This window comes from Pedobacter glucosidilyticus (genome assembly GCF_002483235.1).
Lineage (GTDB): Bacteria > Bacteroidota > Bacteroidia > Sphingobacteriales > Sphingobacteriaceae > Pseudopedobacter > Pseudopedobacter glucosidilyticum_B.
On record NZ_DLHN01000022.1, the window covers coordinates 155,822 to 179,273 of the forward strand.

Below are 23,452 nucleotides of genomic sequence, written 5' to 3' on the forward strand. Positions count from 1 at the left end.
TTTTTATAAGTTGCTTATTAATGTTGCAGCAAGCGTTTGCACAACATAGCACTACAGTTTATTTGGTTAGACATGCAGAAAAGCAAACCCAAGATAGGAAGAATCAAGACCCATCTTTAAACCAATTAGGTAAACAAAGAGCAGAAGATTTAAAAACTTATCTGGCAAAAGAAAAAATCGGGCATATTTTTACAACTCCTTATAAAAGAAACCAAGAAACTGCAGCACCTTTAGCTAAACATTTAGATTTGGGTATCGAGTTTTACGAGGCACATGATACAGCTTTTTTAACCAAAAGAGTCAAGCAAGAATTGGTAGGTAAAAGGATATTAATTGTTGGCCATAGCAATACCGTTATTAAAATAGCCGAAGCTTTGGGGGCAAAATTATCTTTAAAAGAATTACAAGAAGAAGATTACGATTTCATTATCCAACTAAAAATTAAAGGAGATAAGGTAAAATCGCAAATCAAACATTTTGGTAAAGTACATCATAGCAGTAGTATTTAATTTTCCTCTTTAGGGATGTACTTTACATGCTGTTCTTCCTCTATCATTTTAATATAAACAGCATGTGATGATGGTTTTATCCTTTCGCCCTTTTCTTCAGCATAAACTTTGGTAAACTCGGCACCAAAAAATAAAATTGCTGCCGAATAGTAAACCCAAACAGCAATAACTACCAAAGTACCAGCCGCACCATAAACAGAGCCTACAGCTGTATATCCTATATAAAGTCTTATTAAGTATTCGCCTAACATAAAAAGTAAGGATGTAAAAATAGCTCCTGTTCTTACGCCTCTCCAAGGAATTTCTGCATCTGGCAAAACTTTATAAATAATGCTAAACAGGAAAACAAGTACTAGAAAAGTAATCATCAGATTAACAATATCAAATAAAAATAAAATGTCCTGTGGTAAATGGTTACTTAAAACGGCACTTACAGCAGACACCATACCATTAATAATTAGTGAAACAATGAGTAAAAAGCCCAAGCTACCCACCATAGATAGCGATAAAAATCTGTCTTTTAATAATTTAAGCCAGCCTTTTTTTGGTACAGCTTTTACTTTCCATATTTGGTTGATAGAATCTTGTATTTCTATAAAAATACCGGTAGCACCTATTAGTAAGGTAATAACACCAATAATAATGGCAACTAAACTATCTCCTGAAAGGGCAAGATTTTTTAAAAGGGATTGAACTTGTAAAGCGGCCTGGTTACCAATAAAACCTTGAATTTCTTCAAATACTTTATCTTGTAAAACCTGTTTCTCCTGGTAAAAAAAGCCAGCTACTGAAAGTAAAACAACCAGCATAGGGCCTAAAGAAAATATGGTATAATAAGATAAAGATGCACTAAGTTTTAAGCCTTTATCAGCCATAAAAGCATTAAAACTTTTGATAATGATTTTAAAAATAAATTTAGCTTTAATAGTAATTTTCATCATCATTTATCATTTTTTTAAATGATTACAAAAAATAAGCCCCTTTTTTATCGATTAGAAACAAGCAGTAAATCTAAATCCTTAACAGGTAAATTAAAACGCTCTGCTAAATCTTTATTAGTCATAGAACCTTGGAAGATGTACACAGCATTTCTGATTCCGTGTTTTTCCCAAATGAGGTTATTAATACCACCTAAATCTCCAATATCTATTAAAATTGGCGTAAAAATGTTGGTAAGTGCATAAGTTGCTGTTCTACTTACTCTTGATGCTATATTAGGCACACAATAATGTATCACATCGTATTTTCTAAACACAGGGTTTTTATGATTGGTAACTTCTGATGTCTCAAAACAACCACCTTGATCAATACTTACGTCTATAATAACAGAATTAGGTTTCATTTTAGCTACTGTTTCTTCGCTTACTATACATGGGCTTCTGCCATGTGATGCTCTAATAGCGCCAATGGCTACATCACAAGTTCTGATAGCTTTTTCCAAAACAATAGGTTGTATAACGGATGTAAAAACCCTACTTCCAATATTGTTTTGAAGTCGTCTCAATCGGTATAAAGAAGAATCAAAAACCTTAACCTCGGCACCTAAGCCAATAGCGGTACGGGCAGCATATTCGCCAACGGTACCAGCACCTAAAATCACAATTTCTGTAGGCGGCACTCCCGTTACACCACCTAGCATTAAACCTTTGCCACCATAAACATTACTTAGATATTCGGCAGCTATTAAAATAGAGGTTGCACCTACAATCTCGCTCATAGCTCGCACTACGCTTAAAACATTTCCATCATCTCTGATATACTCAAAAGCTAAAGCTGTAATTTTTTTTGCCATTAAAGCCTGTATATCTTCTTTGTTGATGGTAGCCATTTGCAATGCAGAAAAAATAATCTGCGAATGCTTCATCATTTCGATATCGCTTTTTGTTGGTGGTGCAATTTTTAAAATAATATCTGCCCGGTAAACCTCTTTGGTATCATAAACAATATGGGCACCTTGTTCGCAATAATCTTTATCAGAAAAATTTGCGGCCAAACCGGCACCAGCTTCAATAACTACTTTATGACCATTATTAACCAGTAGGGCTACTGATAATGGCGTTAAAGCTATCCTGTTTTCTTGGAAAGAGGTTTCTTTAGGAATACCAATAAAGAGTTGGTTTTTTTTACTTTTAATTTCGGCCATAGCCTCTTGAGGCTGGTAAAGGGCCTGTTTGGCCACTTCAGAAAAACCGCTCATCAGGGTTGAACTCATATCAGGAGATTTTCTGGATATCTATTAATCTTTCTGTTTCTGTAACAGGATAAATTTTAATTCTTACGTGATGGTACGGAATTAAATCGGCTATTTTTTCTGGCCATTCTATCATGCAATATTGTCCAGAGTAAAAGTAGTCTTCATAACCTAAATCAAAAGCTTCACTTTCATTTTTAATACGATAAAAATCAAAATGATAAATGGTATTATGGCTTCCTTTATACTCGTTTACAATAGAAAAAGTAGGGCTAGAAGTATGTTCTACTACGCCCAAATGCTTGCATAAATGGTTTATCAAAGTTGTTTTACCGGCTCCCATATCCCCATAAAAAGTAAAAATTTTCTCTTCGCCTGCAGCTTCTATAATTTGTTTTGCTGCTTCTGTAAGTTCTGATAAACTCTTAACGCTTATTTGCATATCGTAAAAATAAGCGATAATTTATTTATTCTTATATGTTACAAACGGAATTATCATTTCTTCTAAAGAAATGCCACCGTGTTGGAACGTTTCATTATAAAAGTTAACAAATTGGTTATAATTGTTTTGATATACAAAATAACTGTCTTCTTTAGCGAAAATAAAGCTAGAACTTACATGCAATTTTGGTAACTGTATCTCATGCGGGTTTTTTACATGATACACTTCTTTGCTGTTATAGTTTAAGTTTTTGCCTTGTTTGTAGCGTAAGTTGGTATTGGTATTTCTATCGCCAATAACTTTGCTGGGATGTTTTACCCTTATGGTACCATGGTCAGTGGTAATCATTACTTTCACTTTCTTCTGCGAAAGTTTTTTCAAAAGGTCTAATAATGGCGAGTGCTCAAACCAGCTTAATGTTAAAGAGCGGTAAGCAGCATCATCATTAGCCAATTCTTTAATCATTTGCATATCTGTTCTGGCATGCGATAGCATATCCACAAAATTGTAAACAATGGCGTTTAAATCATTATCCAGCAGGTTAGACAAAGAATCGTTTAAGTCTTTTCCTTGGTCTTGATTTAATATTTTATGGTAAGAGAATTTAATATCTTTACGGAGTAAGCGTTTAATTTGGTCTTGTAAAAACTCTTCTTCATGTAGATTTTTACCACCTTCATCTTCATCATTTTGCCATAAGTTTGGAAAACGTTTTTCCATATCTAGCGGTAAAAGTCCAGAAAAAATGGCATTTCTGGCATATTGTGTTGCTGTTGGCAGGATACTGAAATAGCTATCTTCTTCTTCTAACCTAAAATACTCAGTAATTAAAGGATTGATAACTTTCCATTGATCATAACGCAGGTTATCTATCACAATAAAGAAGGTTGGAATATGCTCGTTTAAAGCCGGAAAAACTTTTTTCTTAAATAATTGGTGTGAAAATGTTGGTCCGTTATCTTGGTCATTTATCCATGTAGCATAATTTTTTTCCACAAACTTGCAAAACTGGGCGTTTGCTTCTGCCTTTTGCATGGTTAAAATTTCATGCATACCGGCATCTTCTAATTTTTCTAGTTTAAGCTCCCAAAACAGTATTTTTTTGTATACATCAATCCACTCCTGATAGTTTAAATTATCATTCAAGGTCATACCAAGTGTTCTAAAATCTTGTTGGTAAGCCATAGATGTTTTTTCGCTAATCAAACGCTTATTATCAATCAACTTTTTAATAGTTAATAGTATTTGTTTAGGATTTACAGGCTTGATTAAATAATCATCTATGGTTGCACCAATGGCGTCTTCCATCAAGTATTCTTCTTCGCTTTTGGTAATCATCACTACCGGAATATCTGGATTAATACTTTTAATAGAGGTTAAAGTCTCTAAGCCAGTTAAACCAGGCATATTCTCATCTAAAAAAACCAAATCAAAATCTTTTGATTTAAAAATTTCTAAAGCGTCATTTCCGTTGGTTGCAGTATCAATATGGTATCCTTTTTCGTTAAGAAATAAAATGTGTGGTTTTAAAAGATCTATTTCATCATCTGCCCATAAAATATTGGCTGTTTGCATATCTTTATTTTCTATTATCAGTTAAAATATAAAAATGCTGTAAATATTGTATATTAATGCATACAGCATCAATAAAAATAACAAAATTTGTGCCTTATATAATTTCCTTTGAATAAGAATAAAATTATCAACGATCCGGTTTACGGTTTTATCAGCATCAAAACAGATTTAATTTTTGATTTGATAGCGCATCCTTATTTTCAGCGCCTGAGATATATCAAGCAATTAGGGATGACACATTTGGTATATCCAGGAGCTTTACATACACGCTTTCACCATGCTTTAGGGGCTATGCACTTAATGCAATTGGCAGTAGAGCATTTACAAACTAAAGGGCATGATATTACACCAGAAGAAGCAGAAGCTGCTTGTATAGCAATTTTACTTCATGATATTGGCCATGGACCTTTCTCACACGCTTTAGAGCATTCTTTGGTCCCAAATGTTTCTCACGAGCGCATAAGCCGCTTATTTATGTCTCGTTTAAACCAAGAGTTTCATGGTAAGTTGGATATGGCTTTAGCTATTTTCAATAATAGTTATCCTAAAAAATTTTTATCACAACTTATTTCAGGACAATTAGATTTAGACCGTTTAGATTATTTAAACCGCGATAGTTTTTTTAGTGGCGTAACTGAGGGTATGGTAAGCTCAGACCGTATCATAAAGCTTTTGAATGTAAAGGATGGGTATTTAGTGGTAGAAGAAAAGGGTATTTATTCTATAGAGAAGTTTTTAATAGCCCGTAGGCTGATGTATTGGCAGGTTTACTTACATAAAACGGTGGTTGCAGCAGAGCAATTATTGGTTAAAATTTTAAAAAGAGCAAGAGCATTGGCTAAGGCAAATGTAAACCTTTTTGCAACACCAGCTTTAAGTCATTTTTTATATCATGACATACTAGCCCGTGAATTTACAGAAGATAGTGAGCATGTTTCTTACTTCGCAAAATTAGACGACCATGATATGATGGCGGCAGTGAAAGTATGGCAAAATCATGATGATTTTATTTTAAGTACCCTTTGTAAAAATCTTATCCAAAGAAACCTTTATAAAGTAGAAATAGATAATGCTTTGCCAGATGAAGCTAGAGTTGCTACCATAAAAGCTCATATAATAGAAAAATTGGCTATCAGTGATGAAGAATCTGAGTATTTTATTTTTAGTGATACCATCAATAATATGGCTTATAAAATAGGGAATGGTAGTATAAAAGTTTTGTTAAAAAGTGGGCTTATAGAAGATATAGCGGCGGTTTCTGATAATTCTAACCTAGAGGCCTTATCAAAAGTGGTTACAAAAAATTTCCTTTGTTATTTAAAAGTATAACTTTGTTAGCTTGTATTTTAACCTAACAATTTGTTCATTTCATATTATCAGTTAATTTTGCCAAATGCAATTTACCGCAAAAGAGGTTAGTTTATTGCTAAATGGAACCATAGAAGGTAATCCAGAAGCAGTAGTTTTTAAGTTAGCAAAAATTGAAGAAGCCAATGAAGGTAGTCTTTCTTTTTTAGCTAACCCTAAGTATGAATCTCATCTTTATACTACCCAAGCTTCTGTGGTAATTATAAATAAAGATTTAGAGTTAACCCAACCAGTTAAAACAACGGTTATCAGGGTTAATGATGCTTACAGCAGTTTCTCTGTTTTACTAGAGAAATACAATACTCTTAAATTAAATAAAGTAGGTATAGAAGAGCCATCTTTTATTCACCCAGATGCTGTTATTGGGAAAGATGTGTTTATTGGTGCCTTTACTTATATTGGTGCCAATGCAAAAGTTGGTGATGGCGCAAAAATCTATCCCCATTCCTTTTTAGGAGATAATGTAGAAGTAGGTACTTTTTCTACTTTATTTTCTGGGGTAAAAGTTTACCACGATTGTATCATAGGAAATAATGTTATCATCCATAGTAATGCCGTAATAGGCAGTGATGGCTTTGGTTTTGCTCCACAAGCAGATGGTTCTTACCATAAAATAAGTCAAATTGGTAATGTTATTATTGAAGATTGGGTAGAAGTTGGTGCCAATACTTGTATAGATAGGGCAACCATGGGTTCTACCATCATCCGTAAAGGTGTTAAATTAGATAACCTTATACAAATTGCACATAATGCAGAAATAGGTTCAAACACCGTAATTGCTTCGCAAACGGGAGTTTCTGGCAGTACCAAAGTTGGCGAAAACTGTATTATTGGTGGGCAAGTGGGTGTTGTAGGGCATATCAGCTTAGCTAAGGGTACACAAATACAAGCAAAATCAGGTATCAATAAATCCATAGAAGAAGAGAATAAAAAATGGGGAGGTGCGCCAGCAACCACCTATCAAAATTATATGCGGTCTCAGGTAATTATCCAAAGGCTCCCAGAAATGGAGAAAAAAATTGAAGATTTACAGCGTATGCTTAAAGAACTTCAGGATAATACCATTAATAAATAACACTACAGTATGAATCTTAGGCAAAGAACTATTAAATCAGATATTAGCGTAAGCGGAGTAGGATTACATACTGGTGCAAAAGTTACCTTAACTTTTAAACCAGCTCCTGAAAATCATGGATACAAATTTAAAAGAGTTGATTTACCCGGCCAACCTATCATAGATGCAGATGTTGATAATGTTACTGATACAGCAAGAAGCACCACACTATCACAAAACGGAGCCAGCGTAAGCACTACAGAACATGTTTTAGCGTCTTTAGTGGGTTGTGATGTAGATAATGTGATGATAGAACTAGATGGGATAGAAGTTCCTATCTTAGATGGTAGTTCTATAGCATTTGTAAAAGCATTAGAATCGGTAGGTTTTGTAGAGCAAGACGCAGATAGAGAGTATTACCATATTCCTCATAACATCCATTATTCTGAGGATGATAGAAAAGTAGAAATGGTGGCTATGCCTTTGGATGATTATAGATTTACCTGTATGGTAGATTATAACTCTCCGGTATTAGGCAGTCAACACGCAACCATTTCAAGTATAGGCGAGTTTAATGATGAGATTGCTTCTTGCAGAACTTTTGTTTTTTTACACGAGCTTAAAATGCTTTTAAAGCATAACCTTATTAAGGGTGGTGATATTAACAATGCAATTGTTATTGTAGACCACGAAATAGAAGATAACGAGCTTAAAGAATTAGCAGCAGCTTTTAATCGTGATGAGATAAAAGTAGCCAGAGAAGGGATTCTAAACAATATAGAATTACGTTACCAAAACGAGCCTGCCCGACATAAACTATTAGATATGATAGGCGATTTAGCTTTAATAGGTACACCTATCAAAGGGCATATTATGGCTGCTCGTCCGGGCCATGCTGCAAACGTAGCTTTTGCAAAGAAGATAAAAGCAGCCATCAAAAAAGAAAAAAAGAAAAAAGCGCAACATGTGTATGATCCACAAGCAAAACCGCTTTATGATATTACCAAAATCATGGAGATTTTGCCACACAGACAACCGTTTTTATTCATCGATAAGATATTAGAACTTACCAAAACTTATGTTGTGGGGGTAAAAAATGTTACCATGAATGAAGAGTTCTTTAAAGGACACTTCCCAGGTGCACCTGTTTTACCTGGAGTAGTTCAAATTGAAGCCATGGCGCAAACAGGAGGTATCTTAGTATTAAGTACAGTAGAAGACCCCCAAAATTACCTTACCTATTTCTTAAAAATAGATAAAGTGAGATTTAGAGCACAAGTTTTACCAGGAGACACCATAGTTTTTAGATGTGATTTAATGGAACCTATTAGAAGAGGCATTGCACAAATGAAAGGTATTGGTATGGTAGGTGAAACCGTTGTGGTAGAAGCCGAAATGATGGCGCAAATTAGTAAAGTTAGAGAAACCAATACAGCTTCATGATACAACCATTAGCTTACATACACCCACAAGCAAAAATTGCTAACAGTGTAGTTATAGACCCTTTTGCGGTTATACACAAAGACGTAGAAATTGGCGAGGGAACCTGGATAGGTTCTAATGTTACCATTATGGATGGTGCTAGAATTGGTAAGAATTGTAAAATCTTTCCCGGTGCCGTTATTTCTGCTATTCCGCAAGATTTAAAATATGCTGGCGAAGAAACCCTAGCCATTATAGGTGATAATACCACCATAAGAGAATATGTTACCATTAACCGCGGCACTAATGATAAATGGGAAACAAAAGTAGGTAAAAACTGCTTATTAATGGCTTATTGCCACGTAGCGCATGATTGTGAAGTTGGAGATAATTGTATTTTCTCTAATAATACAACCCTTGCTGGGCATATCACCATTGGTGATAATGTAGTGCTTGCTGGCATGGTAGCTATACATCAATTCTGTAAAGTTGGTTCTCATGCTTTTGTTACTGGCGGCTCTTTGGTACGTAAGGATATACCGCCGTACGTAAAAGTTGCTCGCGAACCACTTTCTTATACAGGTATAAACTCCGTTGGCTTAAGAAGAAGAGGATTTACATCAGAAAAAATTAACGAAATACAAGAAATTTATCGCGTACTTTTTGTTAAGCATAACAATGTAACCAAAGCTTTAGACATTATTGAAGCTGATTTCAAACCAACAGAAGAGCGTGATGAGATTATAAATTTCATCAGAAACTCTAATAGAGGGGTCATGAAAGGCTTCGGAAATTCTTAAAATCTCTTTCATGGAGATTATTCTTAACCAAGTAAGCAGGCGCTTTAACCGCGAGTGGATTTTTAAAGAAATCAACTATACCTTTTCCTCTGGTAATGCCTATGCTTTTTTGGGAATTAATGGTTCTGGAAAATCAACTTTATTGCAAATTATTTCTGGATCTTTAGCTCCTAGTGCTGGCATCATTAGTTATAAAGATAGTGAAGGAAAACCGATAGAGGTAGAAAATATTTTCGAGCATATCAGTATAGCAGCACCCTATTTAGAATTGATAGAAGATTTCACCCTACAAGAAATTATAAAATTCCATTTCTCTTTCAAAAAGCGGTTCTTACATCAATCTGATGATGAGGTTATAGCCATCTTAAATATGGCGGCTAATAAAAATAAAGCTGTAAAATATTTTTCCTCGGGGATGAAACAAAGGGTAAAATTGGCATTAGCATTTTTATCTGATACACCTATTTTAATTTTAGATGAACCAACTGCCAATTTAGATGAGCAAGGAAGCAATTGGTATCTGGAAATGATTAAAAAATACTCACAAAATCGTTTAGTATTGATAGGTTCTAACCAGCCGCAAGAGTATTCTTTCTCTGAAAACCATTTATACTTAGCAAATTACAAATCATAAAGCTTAAAACAGAAACACAGCATTATTGTTGCTATATACAATATTTAATTATACCTTTGCACACCCAAAAATAAGCATTACAACATGGCAAAAGCATCAGAAATTAAAAACGGTAATATCTTAAGATTTAACGGTGATTTAGTGACTGTTGAAGAATTTATTCATCGTACACCAGGTAACTTAAGAGCATTTTATCAGGCAAGAATGAGAAACGTAAAAACCGGTAAATTGGTTGAGTATCGTTTCCGTACTGATGAGGAGGTTGAAATTTGCCGTGTTGAAACCAATGACTATCAGTATTTATATGATGATGCTGATTTCTTTGTAGTGATGGATAACCGTACTTATGAGCAATTTAATATTCCTAAATTCTTATTTGGAGAAGCTGCTCGTTTCTTAAAAGAAGGTATGAATGTTATCATCGCTTTTGAAAGCGAAGAGCCTATTATGGCACAAGCACCACATTCGGTAGAGTTAGAAATTACTTATACAGAGCCAGCTGTAAAAGGCGATACATCAACAAACGCTACTAAATTAGCTACAGTTGAAACCGGAGTAGAAATTAGAGTGCCTTTATTTATTAACCAAGGTGATAAAGTTAAGGTTGATACTGCAACAGGAAGTTATATAGAAAGAGTAAAAAATTAAGATTTCATATTTAGGTTTAGGTTGATTACGGTCTCGTTTCTTTGAAACAGAGGCCGTTTTTTATTTGTAATCTTTATATTAGAGCTTTAAATAGCCATGCAGAATTTGAAAAAAGAAATTCGAAGTCAAATGAGGTTAAGGCGTTTGAGCCTCAGTAAAGCAGAATTTTGGGATTTAAATGATCAAATTTTAGAGCATATTAAAACCATAAACTGGGCTACTTACCAATATGTACATATCTTCCTCCCTATCAAAGAAAATAACGAGGTTGATACTTTTGAGATACTTTCCTTTTTTAAGCATCAATACCCCCATCTTAAAATCGTTGTTCCGAGAACTAATTTTAAAGAGTCTAAATTAGAAAACGTAGTTTTTGATCATTATCAAACAGTTTTGCGTAAAAACGAGTACCATATACCAGAACCTGTTTATGGTCATATTATTCCAAGTGATTTAATAGATGTTATTTTTGTTCCGCTTTTAGCTTTTGATGAAGATGGAAATAGAATTGGCTATGGCGGAGGTTTTTATGACAGATTTTTAAGTACCTGTAAAAAGGATGCTTTAAAAATAGGACTATCTTTATTTCCACCATTAAAAGAAAACCTCGTAGCAGATGAGTTTGATATTCGCTTAAACCAATGTATTACGCCAGAAAGGCATTATTTCTTTAGCAATAAAGCGAGAAAGTAAATACTTTTTAAAAAATTTAAAATGATAATTTCATAATTTTTGTAACTTTTTTTCATAAAATATTGCAACTTTTATAAAAATACGTATATTTAAATATTAAACTATCCAACTATAGCCTATTTGCCCTCTCCAACCGGACGAGGGCTTTTTTATTTATGCAACATTATTATTACTGTATTATCAAAATGTTAAATAATGTTAACGTTGTTTGAGATAATGATAATAAACCTATATTTGTAACAGGTTTATAATTGGTTAGTATAAAGGTCTTCATTCTCCCCGTTTGAAGACTTTTTTCGTTTAAAACCCTTTTAAAAATTATTTTTTCTCAACAATCTGTTTAATAACTTCTTGTGCTTTAAGTATAATTTCTTCAAGAGGCGCTTCTTTAGGTTCTATAGGGTTAAGAACTGTAAATTTTAGGTGCTCAAACGCATTTAAAGGAAAAGAGCCATGTTGTACAAGTTTCCAGGAGTTTTCTATAGCAATAGGTACAATTAAAGCATCAGGTGCTTTTTTTAAAAGTGTGGCTATACCGCCAATTTGGAAATCTTTCATTTTTCCGTTTTTACTTCTGGTGCCTTCCGGAAAAATTACTGCTCCCCAAGTATTTTTTTTCATCCTTTCGCCAAGTCTGGCTATTTCAATGATAGATTGTTTAGAGTCTTTCCTATCTATATTGGCGCCCCCACCATATTTTAAGTTAAATGATATAGAAGGAATGCCTTTAGTGAGTTCTATTTTAGAGATAAACTTTGCATGATACTTTCTTAAAAACCAAATTAAAGGAGGTATATCATACATACTTTGATGGTTGGCTACAAAAATAATGGGCCTGTTTGTAGGTAGATTTTGAGGGTTATAAAAACTCACTCTTATTCCCAACAAATAATATGAGCTCACTAAAAAGAAATTTAAAATATCAACAGATTTTTTGTGAGCACCATAACCACCCAATTTTAAACTTAACCATTGTATAGGTTGAAAAATTACTAGTGCTAAGAAAAAAACAAAGTAATGGATAGGGCTTAGCAAATAGCCAAATAATTTATTCATCTTATTTTATCAAAAATCAAATTTAGAGGATTAATTTAAATTAAGAAGAACGCTTTATTTACTTATTTCCACCTGTTTTATTTGGAAAATAGCTGGTAAAGCGTTTTCGTCTAACTTACCCACCCAGCTTTCATGCTTGCTTATCCAAATGTTAAAAACTAGGTGCATACTTCTTTTTGGGATAAAATTCTGAGTTCTATAAAGCTCTTTTCCATCTACATACCAGGCAATAAAATTTTTTCTCCATTCTAAATGGTATTCATGAAATCCATTCTGGAAAGCAAAAGGAATATCTACGTTTTTACCATTATCTTGTTTATTTGTCCAATGGTTGAGGTAAACTTTACAGGTATCTTTACCTAGAAATTCAAAATCTATCTCTTTAAATTTTGAGCTATGCGGAAAGTACAAAAAAAAGCCAGATACGATACCACTACCTTTTGGCGCTTTTAATAGAACTTTAAAATCACCGTATTTATATTTACGACGAGTTCTAATTTCTGCTCCTTCGTAGCTTTTAGATGATGTTTTACTACTATCTGTCTGGTTAAGCTTTAGCTCTAAAAGATTTTTATTTTGGATATTATCCGGATTAAAAACAGCTAAATTATTAGCGAAAGTATGGCTTTTAATTAGCCAGATTTTGTTAGTATCCAGATTTGAAAAATCTTCTTTTAAAAGTACACGCTGACTGCTTTTTTGTAAGCTGCAAGAGCATAACATCATACATAAACACAAAAGAAACAGGTTTTGCATTACAATTTGGCTTTAATCAATTTTAGTCTTAAAATGGCTGCAACACTCATAGAATCTGTAATCTCGCCACGTAAAACCATTTGGTAAGCCTCTTCAAAAGGTATTTTTTTTACTAAAAGTTCTTCTGTTTCCTCAGGTTGGGCTTCAAACTGTTCAAAATCTCGAGCTAAATAAATAATAGCCAATTCATCAGAAACAGAATTAGAAAGATGCATGCGTAAAAGTTCTTCCCAGTGTTGTGCAACCAAACCAGTTTCTTCTAGCAATTCTCTTTTTGCTGATGTTAAAGGGTTGGTATTTAATGGTCCGCCACCTTCTGGTATTTCCCAACTGTAAGCTTTTAACGGAAACCTGTATTGGCCTACCAACCATATTTGATCATCCTCATCTAAAGCAATAATGCCTATAGCATAATTTTTAAAATGGACCTCGCCATAAATGCCTTTTCCACCAGTTGGGTTTATCACCTGATGCTCGGTAATCTCAATCCAAGGATTATCGTAAATAGCTTTGCTCTCTAATATTTGCCAAGGATTTTCTTCCATAAAAATGTCTTATTTGTAAAGGTAGCTGATTTTATTTTAGCAGTAAATTTAAAAACAATTAACAGGTTTATTCTCTTATATTTGGTAGTTAAAAATTTAAATATGTATACCGGATTAGTACACACCCACTCTTTATTAAGATACGTTGTCTTAATTTTAATTTTAGTTGCCATTGTTCAATCTTTAACAGCAGGCAGCAAGCCTTATACAGAGGGAAATAGAAAAATCAATTTATTTACTTTGATATCGGCACACATACAATTGGTTTTAGGTTTGGTATTGTATTTCATGAGCCCAAGCGTAGATTTCTCTCAAATGAGTAATCCTGTTACCAGATACTGGAATGTAGAACACATCAGCATGATGATTATTGCTATTGTTTTAATTACCGTTGGGCACTCTAAATCTAAAAAAGCTGTTGAGGCTAAAGCAAAACATAAAGCTATTGGAGTTTTCTACTCTATTGCCTTGCTGATTATTTTAGCGGCTATCTTTACCATGAAAGATAGAAACCCTTGGTGGAATATGTAAGTTTGGGTAAATCAGTTTTTTGAAGAAAAAATTTTGTAATTCAAATTTCTTTATATTTTTGCTGCGCAATGATTATAAAAACAAATACTTTAAAGTGGTGGTGGTACAGTAATATGTAGCATCGGTTATTGTATTTGAAGAAAAATTGAATTTCAACCCAAACCTAAACAAATATCAAAACCTGACGCTAAACTGTCGGGTTTTTTTGTTTCATCAGGTAAAAGCATAAAAATGGAAAAATATAAAATCAACATTGTTCATCATAAACTACTGGCAGATACTACAACGCCTGTTAGTATCTACTTAAGGCTAAGAGATGTTTTCCCAAACACCTTACTGCTAGAGAGCTCTGATTACCATAGCAAAGAAAATAGCATGAGCTACGTTTGTTGCGACCCTATAGCAGGTATCAAACTAGAAAATGATGTTTTTACAGTAACTTTTCCAGATGATAAATTCATCAGAAAAGAAAAAGGAACATTTAATTTGGTTGATGAGGTTAGTGCATTTAGAAATAGCTTTGAAAGCAATGCAGATGCTAGCTTAAAGTTTATTACCGATGGTTTATTTGGCTATTTTACGCATGAAGCGGTTACTTATTTTGAAGATATCCAGCTTAAAGCTGATACTAGAAAAGACCGTTCTATCCCTACCATGCAATACCATGTTTACAGGTATATTATTGCTATAGACCACTTTAAAAACGAGCTTTATATCATCAAAAACGAAACAGATTTTGATAAAGAAAGTACTGGTTTAGAAAAAATAGAATATCTCATTAAAAATAAAAACTTCCCAGAGTATAAGTTTTACGTGGATGGCGAGGAAACATCAAACCTAAAAGATGAAGAGTTTAAAGCTTTGGTAGAAAAAATGAAAAAGCACATCTACAGAGGTGATGTTTTTCAAATTGTACCTTCAAGAGCTTTTCAAACACCATTTAGGGGCGATGAATTTAACGTTTACAGAGCTTTAAGATCTATTAACCCGTCTCCTTACCTCTTCTATTTTGATTACGGAAGTTTTAAAATTTTTGGTTCATCGCCAGAAGCACAATTAACCATTAAAAACCGTGTAGCAAGTATTTTTCCAATTGCCGGAACTTTTAAAAGATCTGGTAATGATGTGGAAGATAAAGCCATTGCAGAGAAACTCATGAACGACCCTAAAGAGTCTGCGGAGCATGTGATGCTGGTAGATTTGGCCCGTAATGATTTAAGCAGACATTGCGAAAATGTAGAGGTTAAGGCCTATAAAGAGGCTCAATTTTATTCGCATTTAATTCACTTGGTTTCTAAAGTTAGCGGAACTTTAAAGGAAGGTGTTAATTCTTTCAAAATTGTAGCTGATACTTTCCCAGCTGGTACGCTTAGTGGCGCACCTAAATACAGGGCCATAGAAATCATCGATGAAAATGAAAATATAAAACGTAGTTTTTATAGCGGAGCCATTGGTTTCTTAGGTTTCAATGGAGATTTCAACCACGCCATCATGATTAGGTCTTTCTTAAGTAAAGACAAACAATTACACTATCAGGCAGGTGCAGGCATTGTTGCAGATTCTGATGCAGAGAGTGAGTTGAATGAAGTTAACAATAAAATTGCAGCGTTAAGAAAAGCCATTTTTATGGCTAAAGAAATTTAAGTTATGAAGATTCTTGTTATTGATAATTACGACTCGTTTACCTATAATTTGGTGCATTTGCTTCATGAATTGGGGCATGATGCAACGGTTTGGAGAAACGATAAGTTTAAATTGGAAGATGTAGAACAGTTTGATAAAATTTTATTATCGCCAGGGCCTGGCATACCATCAGAGGCTGGTTTGCTTTTAGAGGTTATCAAAAATTATGCAGCCAAAAAAAGTATCATGGGTGTTTGTTTAGGTCAGCAGGCTATAGCCGAGGTTTTTGGTGGCGAGTTGTACAACTTGAGTAGACCGGTGCATGGTACGGCAACAAAAATTCAAGTAACTGCAGAAGACAGCACTTTTGAGGGCTTGCCAAAACAGTTTAAAGTTGGTAGATACCATTCTTGGGCAGTAAAATCAGAAAATTTACCTGCCGATTTAGAAATTACAGCGGTAGATGAGCATGGTGTTGCGATGGCGCTTAAACATAAAAATTTAGATGTTAGAGGGGTTCAGTTTCATCCAGAATCGGTTTTAACCGAGTATGGAAAAGAAATGATTAATAATTGGTTATCTCATTAATAGCTTACATGAATATTTTAGATAAAATTGTTTTACGCAAAAAAGAAGAAGTTGCTGCTTGTAAAGCTAAAACTAGCATTGCCGATTTAGAAAAACAAGCTGCTTTTTCACGTGAAACTTATAGCTTAAAAGATTTCTTAACGCATCCAGAGCGTACAGGTATTATTGCCGAGTTTAAAAGGAAATCACCATCTAAAGGGATTATCAATGATAAAGTTACGGTAGAAGAAGTTACTACTGGTTATAATCAGGCAGGTGCATCGGCTTTATCGGTGTTAACAGATCATGATTTTTTTATGGGGCATGAGGATGATTTAAGGGCTGCAAGAGCGGTAAATAACATCCCCATTTTGCGTAAAGATTTCATGGTAGATGAATATCAGATTATTGAAGCCAAAGCTATTGGTGCCGATATTATTTTGCTGATAGCGGCTTGTTTAACCAAAGAAGAGTTAACTGCTTTTGCAAAGTTGGCTAAATCTTTAGGTTTAAGTACGCTGTTAGAAGTACACAGCCAAGAAGAACTTGATTTTAGCTTAAACCCATATATAGATGTTGTTGGGGTAAACAATAGAAATTTAAAAGATTTTACAGTTTCTATAGATACCTCATTACAATTAGCGCAAACTATTCCATCAGAATTTTTAAAGGTTTCTGAAAGCGCTATTGACAGTCCAGAAACTATCAAAATATTAAAAAAAGCAGGCTTCAATGGGTTTTTAATTGGCGAGAATTTTATGAAAACTGCTAACCCGGGTAAAGCCATGCAAGATTTTGTTCAGCAGCTATAGCTAGTGGTCCGTTTTGTGTTGTAAATGTCATATACTTTAGCATTTAAGCAATCGGCTTCTATATAATCGAATAATGTTTAGCTTAGCAGCAGAATTATTAAATGCAATAAAGTGATCAAACAATCATAATAATTCTATGAAAAACGAACATATTTTAGCTATTGATATTGGCGGAACAAGTATTAAAGCAACTGTTTTAAATACCTCCGGAGAGATGTTGGTAGAATACCAAAAAGTTCCTACTCCAGAAAAGGCAAGTCCAGAAAATGTTATCAAAGCCATTAAAAAGCTGATAGCTGATTTTCCTTCTTTTGATAAAATATCCGTTGGTTTTCCAGGTTATGTAAAAAAAGGAGTTATCGCAACAGCGCCTAACTTAGGCACTTCATTATGGGCAGGTTGTAATTTGGCTCTCCTAATTGCAAAAGAACTAAATAAGCCAGTAAGGTTACTTAATGATGCTGATATGCAGGGTTTTGGTTTAATTTCTGGCGAAGGCTTAGAAATGGTTATAACCTTAGGTACCGGTTTTGGTACAGCTTTGTTTATGGATGGAAGCTTGCTTCCACATTTAGAATTAGCGCATCTGCCAGTTAGAAAAAACCTTACTTATGATAAGTTTATTGGTGACGATGCCTTAATTGAGGATGGTCTGGAAGAATGGAACAAAAACGTAAAAGATGTTTTAAAGACATTTAAAACTGTAATTAATTACGATAAACTTTACCTTAGCGGTGGAAATGCTAAAAAAATAACTTTCAAATTAGACGATCATATAAAAATTGCTCGTAACAGAGACGGAATAAAAGGGGGCGCTTTCATGTGGCAAAAAGATGATGATTTTTGTGTGCAGTCTGTAAATCCCTAAATAAAAATAAACTAAACAAATAGGCAAAACCAACCTATAATAAAGAGATGAAAACCAATAATCTTAAACCCAAACCCACCGTATTTACTATTTTTGGTGGAACCGGAGACTTAGCCGCTAGAAAACTTATTCCCGCACTATATAATTTATACTTAGATGGTTATATGCCAGAAAAGTTTACCATTATAGGCTTAGGAAGAACCGAGTATAACGACCAAAAATTTAGAGAAATTTTGTTAGACGGTATCAATAAGTTTTCTAGAAGCGGAAAAGCAGATGCTGCAAAATGGAAGATATTTTCTTCTTGTATACAATACCTACAATCTGATGTTAAAAAGGATAAAACCTATCAAGATTTAGAAGCAATTATCAAAGAAAAAGACCAACAGTGGGGAGAAGACTCTAACGTTATTCATTATTTATCTGTAGCACCACAGTTTTTTCCAATAATTTCTAAAGGTGTTGCCACGATTAATATTGATAATAAAGAACAAAGAAATAGAATAGTTATAGAAAAACCTTTTGGACACGATTTAGAATCAGCCAAAGAGCTAAACAAACTTCTACAATCTTTATTTGATGAAACTCAGATTTACCGTATAGACCACTATTTAGGTAAAGAAACAGTTCAAAATATGATGGCTTTTAGGTTTGCGAATGCTTTGTTTGAACCTATTTGGAATAGAAATTATATAGAACACGTTCAAATCTCGGTAACAGAAGATATTGGTGTAGAAGATCGCGGTGGATATTACGATGGTTCTGGTGCTTTAAAAGACATGGTACAAAACCATATTTTGCAAGTTTTATGCTTGGTAGCCATGGAACCACCAGTAAGCTTTAACGCTGATGAAGTTCGTAACCGTAGAGTTGATGTGTTAAGAGCTATCAGAAAATTTGGTCATGAAGAGGTTAAACATAATACCGTAAGAGGACAGTATGCTGGCGGATGGGTAGCAGGAGAAGAAGTGGTAGGCTATCGCGAAGAAAAAGGCGTAGACCCTAACTCTAATACCGAAACTTTTGCTGCTTTAAAATTCTTTATTGATAACTGGCGTTGGCAAAATGTACCTTTTTATGTAAGAACAGGGAAACGTATGCACCAAAAAGCATCGGTTATCAGTATACAGTTTAAAGATGTCCCTCACCCAATTTTCCCTATAGAAGCATCAGAAAGTTGGCAGCAAAATAGGTTAATCATTAGTATTCAGCCAGAAATGAGTATCAGGCTGCAGGTACAAGCTAAAAGGCCAGGTTTAGATATGATTTTAAACCCGGTTGATATGGTGTTTAATTACGATGGTACTTATCCGGCAGAATCTCCTGAAGCTTATGAAACTTTATTGTTAGATGTGATGGAAGGCGACCAAACACTTTTCATGAGAGCCGACCAAATTGAGGCTGCTTGGGAATTGTTAATGCCTGTAGTAGAAAATTGGGAGTCTAGAAAAAGTATCAATTTCCCTAATTATGCAGCCGACAGTTGGGGCCCAGAAATTGCAGAAGCTTTAATAGCTAAAGATGGTTTCCACTGGTTTACCATGCCTGTAAAAAACAAAAAAGAGAAGAAATAATGAAACTGAATATATTTAAAAATGCTGATGAGGCTATTGTTGCCATAGCAGATTATTTCATTACAGTAGCAAATGAGGCTATTCAGCACAATGGGAGCTTTAATGTTTCCTTGTCTGGTGGAAGTTCGCCAAAGAAATTATTCGAGCTTTTGGCTAGCGACGCTTTAAAAAATAAAATTGCCTGGGAAAAAGTTTATTTCTTTTTTGGTGATGAACGCTATGTAGCTCATGACCATCCGGATAGTAATTACTTAATGGCCTATAAGGCTTTATTTGCCCCTTTAAGCATCGGCGAAAGCCAAATTTTTAAAGTAGATACAGGTTTAGACCCTGCCAGTGCGGCTTTAAATTATGAGAAATGTATATCGCAGCATTTTAAAGATGAACCTGTTTTTGATTTGATATTATTAGGCTTAGGTGATGATGCGCATACTGCCTCTTTATTTCCTGGTACTTCTGTACTTTGGATAGATGAAGAATTGGTAAAAGATGTTTATCTGCAAGATAAAGCAGTTTACAGAATCAGCATGACGGCACCTCTGATAAACAAAGCTAAAAATATTGCTTTTTTAACTTTTGGTAACGCTAAGGCGGATGCTATAAAGGCAGTTTTAGAAGGCGAGAGAGACATTACAAAATATCCAGCACAATTGATAAATCCTGTAAACGGAGATTTACAGTGGTTTATAGATGAGGCTGCTGCTGCAAAATTAGGTTAATATTTATAGTTAAATTTTATAAAGAGGGATGTTTAGTGCATCCCTTTTTTGTTTTTTAGCTAATGATGTTTGGCAATCACGCTGAGGGTCTTTGGATTTCAGAATCTGATTTGTAAAATCACGCTATCATCATTAGGGGTTCAATTTTAATTATTTCTGCAAATATGAGAGGTTTTACCTATGATTATGAATAGCTTAAACCTTATGAGTACAACACAATAACAATTTTTTTACAAGAAGCTAAAAACTTCAATTTTTCATTAATTTCAACCCACTTTATAATAAAATGGTGAAAAAATTATTTCTTTTAACTGCGCTAACTTTAAATAGTTTGGTTATATGGGCGCAAGAAGCCCCAATTTCCTATACCGTTTCCTTAAATAATGCGGTACATCACGAAGCTCAAATCAGTTTAGTAATACCTAACCCGCCACAAGATAGTTTTATAGTAAAGATGGCAAGGTCTTCTCCAGGTAGGTATGCCACCCACGAGTTTGGTAAAAATATTTACGATGTTTTGGCCTATCAGGCAGATGGGAAACAGTTGAAAATCAAACAAATGGAAGGCGATGCTTTCCAGATTTCCGGATATCAAGGTAGCGTTAAAATCACCTATACTTTATTTGGTAACCGAGTGGATGGTACTTATGCTGGTATAGATCATCGTCATGCACATCTAAATATTCCAGCTTCTTTCATGTTTGTACCGGCTTTGCAAGAAAGACCAATAGACTTAAAAATTCTATTACCTGATAAGCAATGGCAAGTTTATACACAGTTGCCTGCTGATAGTGGCATTTATAAAGCTAAAAATCTACAGTATTTTATGGATAGCCCCATAGAAATATCAGCAGCTACAGTAAAAAGTTTTGATGTTTTAAATAAAGATGGTAGCGTCCAAAAAATTAAAATTGTTTACCATGGTGCTGCCGCCGATTCTACTTTGCAAAATTTAACATCAAAAACTAAAAAAATTGTGAAAGAAGCAGAGGCCGTTTTTGGCGAGTTCCCACAATTTGATTTTAAAGAGTATACTTTCCTAATTGATGTTTTACCTAGTAATGCCTCAGACGGGATGGAGCACCGCAACTCAACCGTTATTCCGCAGCAAGCAGCAAATCTAGAGAGTAGCCTTAATGATGTTCTAAGCACCATCTCACACGAGTTTTTCCATGCTTGGAATGTAGAACGTATCAGACCTAAAACTTTAGAACCTTTTAATTTCGAAAAAGCCAATATGAGCGATGAGTTATGGTTTGCAGAAGGCTTTACACAATATTATGGCGAATTATTACAGGCAAGAGCCGGAGTTACGAGTATTGATGAATTTATGGCAACACAAGGCTATTTCTTAAACAACGTACTCAACTCGCCAGGGGCAAACCGCTATTCGCCCATAGAAATAAGCAGAAGAGCTGTTTTTGTAGATGCTGGAGTGGCTATAGACCCAACCAATAATCACAACATCTATAGCTCTTATTATCTGTACGGAAACATCATCGCTTTAGCCTTAGATTTAACCTTACAAAGCCAATTTAACCTTTCTTTAGATGACTATATGAAACTGCTTTGGCAAAAGCATGGCAAAACAGAAATCCCCTATACGGTTGCAGATTTACAACAAACTTTAGCAGCACTTACCAGTGATGATTTTGCTAAAACTTTCTTTACCAACTATATCTATGGCATACAAAAACCCAATTATAGAAGTTTATTGGCTAAAGCCGGATATGACTTAAATCGTACCAAGCCATTTTCTGCTTATGTAGGGAATCTAAGATTCAACCCAGAAAACGGGAAACTAAAATTGCTTTCGCCAGCTTTATTTAACACTCCTATTTATGATGCAGGTTTAGAAGCTGGCGATTATATTTTAAATGCCGATAGTACAAACTTTTCTAAAGTAGAAGACTTTGAAGCTTTTTTGGCTACCAAAAAACCTGGCGAGCAAATCTCTATCACTTACGAGAGAGATGGAAAAGTTAAAAATACTTTACTTACCTTAACTTATAATCCCGCTTTAGGCTTAAACACTTACGAAAAGCTGGGTATGGAAATAACTTCAGAGATTCTTGCTTTTAGAGAGAAATGGCTTAAATCAAAATCAACAGAATAATGATAAAAAATATTATTTATACAGTTTCTTTAGGGATTACCTTCTCAGCTTGCCAAGCACAGCCTCTACCCCATATTAAATTAAATGTAAAAGATGTAGAGGCACATATTAAAACGCTTTCCTCGGATGAAATGCGTGGCAGAAACGCATTGGTAAAAGAAGACATTGCCAAAGCAGCAAATTACATCGCTTATCAATTTGAGCAGGCAGGCTTACAACCCTTTAATGGCTTAAACTACTATTTTCAAAATTTCAAATATCAAAAACTAGATTTATACAATGTTGTAGGTGTGTTGCCGGGTAAATCTTTAAAAGATGAATATGTTATTTTTTCTGCCCATTATGATCATATTGGTCTTATAAAACCTGTGGGTAAAGATTCTATCGCTAACGGAGCAGATGATGATGCTTCTGGCGTAGCAGCAGTTTTAGAACTGGCTAAATATTTTGCACAAAAAAAGGATAACGAAAGAACCTTGATTTTTGTAGCTTTTACAGCAGAAGAAATAGGTGGATACGGCTCTCAGTTTTTCTCCAAGCAATTAAATCCCGATAAGGTAAAGGCTATGTTTAACATAGAAATGATAGGTAAAGAATCAAAATTTGGCAAGAAAAACGCTTTTATTACAGGTTTTAATTATTCTGATTTTGGGCAAATCTTACAAAAAAATTTAAAGGGTAGCCAGTTTACTTTTCATCCCGATCCATATCCAGAACAAAACCTATTTTACCGTTCTGATAATGCAACTTTAGCCAGATTAGGTGTGCCAGCACATACCATTTCTACTGTACAAATAGATAAAGATAATTTCTACCATACTGTGGATGATGAAATAGAAACACTGGATATTGAAAACGTCACAGAAACAATTCAGGCTATCATCCTAAGCGCAACATCAATTATTAAAGGAGACGATACACCAAGCAGAGTATCACTAAAAAGATAAAA

The 23,452-nt window shown here is 34.3% G+C and carries 24 protein-coding genes; 17 read left to right on the forward strand and 7 right to left on the reverse strand.

Features of this window, described 5'->3' with window-relative positions:
• The first annotated feature begins 20 nt into the window (after positions 1-20).
• Positions 21-509 (forward strand): SixA phosphatase family protein, encoded by a 489-nt coding sequence (locus B2745_RS08725; protein ID WP_304065438.1) that lies wholly within the window; start codon positions 21-23, stop codon positions 507-509.
• On the opposite strand, the gene B2745_RS08730 is transcribed toward B2745_RS08725, so the two are convergent.
• The 4 genes from B2745_RS08730 to B2745_RS08745 are packed head-to-tail and all read right to left on the reverse strand — an operon-like array spanning position 506 to position 4,717.
• Positions 506-1,453, reverse strand: coding sequence for a YihY/virulence factor BrkB family protein (locus B2745_RS08730; protein WP_026902864.1), 948 nt, complete (start codon positions 1,451-1,453; stop codon positions 506-508). The two genes, B2745_RS08725 and B2745_RS08730, sit on opposite strands and share 4 nt — an antisense overlap.
• 41 nt (positions 1,454-1,494) lie before the next feature.
• Entirely contained in the window at positions 1,495-2,721 is a 1,227-nt protein-coding gene (locus B2745_RS08735) for an alanine dehydrogenase (RefSeq protein ID WP_026902863.1), read from the reverse strand.
• Position 2,722: 1 nt separating this feature from the next.
• Positions 2,723-3,142 carry a tRNA (adenosine(37)-N6)-threonylcarbamoyltransferase complex ATPase subunit type 1 TsaE gene (tsaE, locus tag B2745_RS08740; protein WP_026902862.1) on the reverse strand — a complete coding sequence of 140 codons (420 nt, stop codon included), beginning with the start codon at positions 3,140-3,142 and terminating at the stop codon, positions 2,723-2,725.
• A 21-nt stretch (positions 3,143-3,163) separates the two neighbouring features.
• On the reverse strand, positions 3,164-4,717 hold the full coding sequence (locus B2745_RS08745) for a PglZ domain-containing protein (protein ID WP_304065442.1): 1,554 nt from the start codon (positions 4,715-4,717) through the stop codon (positions 3,164-3,166).
• A gap of 108 nt (positions 4,718-4,825) precedes the next feature.
• On the opposite strand from B2745_RS08745, the gene B2745_RS08750 reads away from it, so the two are divergent.
• The 7 genes from B2745_RS08750 (at position 4,826) to B2745_RS08780 (ending at position 11,336) form a co-directional block, all read left to right on the forward strand.
• Entirely contained in the window at positions 4,826-6,046 is a 1,221-nt protein-coding gene (locus B2745_RS08750) for an HD domain-containing protein (RefSeq protein WP_304065444.1), read from the forward strand.
• Positions 6,047-6,110: 64 nt separating this feature from the next.
• On the forward strand, positions 6,111-7,160 hold the full coding sequence (gene lpxD, locus B2745_RS08755; RefSeq protein ID WP_304065447.1) for a UDP-3-O-(3-hydroxymyristoyl)glucosamine N-acyltransferase: 1,050 nt from the start codon (positions 6,111-6,113) through the stop codon (positions 7,158-7,160).
• A 9-nt stretch (positions 7,161-7,169) separates the two neighbouring features.
• Entirely contained in the window at positions 7,170-8,582 is a 1,413-nt protein-coding gene (locus B2745_RS08760; RefSeq protein ID WP_304065450.1) for a bifunctional UDP-3-O-[3-hydroxymyristoyl] N-acetylglucosamine deacetylase/3-hydroxyacyl-ACP dehydratase, read from the forward strand.
• Positions 8,579-9,361: an acyl-ACP--UDP-N-acetylglucosamine O-acyltransferase gene (gene lpxA, locus B2745_RS08765; protein WP_026902857.1), complete on the forward strand. Its 783-nt coding sequence runs from the start codon at positions 8,579-8,581 to the stop codon at positions 9,359-9,361. Before B2745_RS08760 ends, lpxA begins: the two co-directional genes overlap by 4 nt.
• Positions 9,362-9,371: 10 nt before the next feature.
• Complete coding sequence (locus tag B2745_RS08770) at positions 9,372-9,995, forward strand: ABC transporter ATP-binding protein (protein ID WP_304065453.1); 624 nt, start codon at positions 9,372-9,374, stop codon at positions 9,993-9,995.
• Positions 9,996-10,079: 84 nt separating this feature from the next.
• A complete protein-coding gene (gene efp / locus B2745_RS08775) occupies positions 10,080-10,643 on the forward strand; it encodes an elongation factor P (protein WP_304065455.1) in 564 nt (187 codons plus the stop codon).
• 96 nt (positions 10,644-10,739) lie between these two features.
• On the forward strand, positions 10,740-11,336 hold the full coding sequence (locus B2745_RS08780; RefSeq protein ID WP_304065458.1) for a 5-formyltetrahydrofolate cyclo-ligase: 597 nt from the start codon (positions 10,740-10,742) through the stop codon (positions 11,334-11,336).
• Positions 11,337-11,654: 318 nt separating this feature from the next.
• Here the strand turns inward: B2745_RS08780 and B2745_RS08785 are convergent, their stop codons facing one another.
• From B2745_RS08785 to B2745_RS08795, 3 genes are read right to left on the reverse strand one after another with little or no spacing between them, the layout of a single operon-like run.
• Entirely contained in the window at positions 11,655-12,392 is a 738-nt protein-coding gene (locus B2745_RS08785; RefSeq protein ID WP_304065459.1) for a lysophospholipid acyltransferase family protein, read from the reverse strand.
• Positions 12,393-12,446: 54 nt separating this feature from the next.
• Complete coding sequence (locus B2745_RS08790; protein ID WP_304065461.1) at positions 12,447-13,148, reverse strand: family 16 glycosylhydrolase; 702 nt, start codon at positions 13,146-13,148, stop codon at positions 12,447-12,449.
• Positions 13,148-13,693 carry an NUDIX hydrolase gene (locus B2745_RS08795; RefSeq protein WP_304065463.1) on the reverse strand — a complete coding sequence of 182 codons (546 nt, stop codon included), beginning with the start codon at positions 13,691-13,693 and terminating at the stop codon, positions 13,148-13,150. The genes B2745_RS08790 and B2745_RS08795 overlap by 1 nt, the downstream gene beginning before the upstream one ends.
• A gap of 102 nt (positions 13,694-13,795) precedes the next feature.
• Between B2745_RS08795 and B2745_RS08800 the strand changes: the two genes are divergently transcribed.
• From B2745_RS08800 to B2745_RS08840, 9 genes are all read left to right on the forward strand, one after another.
• The gene (locus B2745_RS08800; protein WP_039452318.1) at positions 13,796-14,224 is read left to right on the forward strand and encodes a hypothetical protein; all 429 of its coding nucleotides are present in this window, start codon (positions 13,796-13,798) and stop codon (positions 14,222-14,224) included.
• A gap of 231 nt (positions 14,225-14,455) precedes the next feature.
• Positions 14,456-15,868 carry an anthranilate synthase component I family protein gene (locus B2745_RS08805; RefSeq protein ID WP_304065465.1) on the forward strand — a complete coding sequence of 471 codons (1,413 nt, stop codon included), beginning with the start codon at positions 14,456-14,458 and terminating at the stop codon, positions 15,866-15,868.
• A 3-nt stretch (positions 15,869-15,871) separates the two neighbouring features.
• Entirely contained in the window at positions 15,872-16,435 is a 564-nt protein-coding gene (locus tag B2745_RS08810; RefSeq protein ID WP_304065467.1) for an anthranilate synthase component II, read from the forward strand.
• Between the two features lie 8 nt (positions 16,436-16,443).
• Positions 16,444-17,226, forward strand: a complete 783-nt coding sequence (gene trpC, locus B2745_RS08815; protein ID WP_304065468.1) for an indole-3-glycerol phosphate synthase TrpC — start codon at positions 16,444-16,446, stop codon at positions 17,224-17,226.
• A 136-nt stretch (positions 17,227-17,362) separates the two neighbouring features.
• Positions 17,363-18,094 carry an ROK family protein gene (locus B2745_RS08820; protein WP_304065469.1) on the forward strand — a complete coding sequence of 244 codons (732 nt, stop codon included), beginning with the start codon at positions 17,363-17,365 and terminating at the stop codon, positions 18,092-18,094.
• Between the two features lie 47 nt (positions 18,095-18,141).
• The gene (zwf, locus tag B2745_RS08825; protein WP_304065471.1) at positions 18,142-19,668 is read left to right on the forward strand and encodes a glucose-6-phosphate dehydrogenase; all 1,527 of its coding nucleotides are present in this window, start codon (positions 18,142-18,144) and stop codon (positions 19,666-19,668) included.
• Positions 19,668-20,387 (forward strand): 6-phosphogluconolactonase, encoded by a 720-nt coding sequence (gene pgl, locus B2745_RS08830; RefSeq protein ID WP_304065473.1) that lies wholly within the window; start codon positions 19,668-19,670, stop codon positions 20,385-20,387. The genes zwf and pgl overlap by 1 nt, the downstream gene beginning before the upstream one ends.
• A 286-nt stretch (positions 20,388-20,673) precedes the next feature.
• A complete protein-coding gene (locus B2745_RS08835; RefSeq protein ID WP_304065475.1) occupies positions 20,674-22,503 on the forward strand; it encodes a M61 family metallopeptidase in 1,830 nt (609 codons plus the stop codon).
• The gene (locus B2745_RS08840; RefSeq protein ID WP_304065477.1) at positions 22,503-23,450 is read left to right on the forward strand and encodes a M20/M25/M40 family metallo-hydrolase; all 948 of its coding nucleotides are present in this window, start codon (positions 22,503-22,505) and stop codon (positions 23,448-23,450) included. Before B2745_RS08835 ends, B2745_RS08840 begins: the two co-directional genes overlap by 1 nt.
• Positions 23,451-23,452 lie beyond the last annotated feature (2 nt).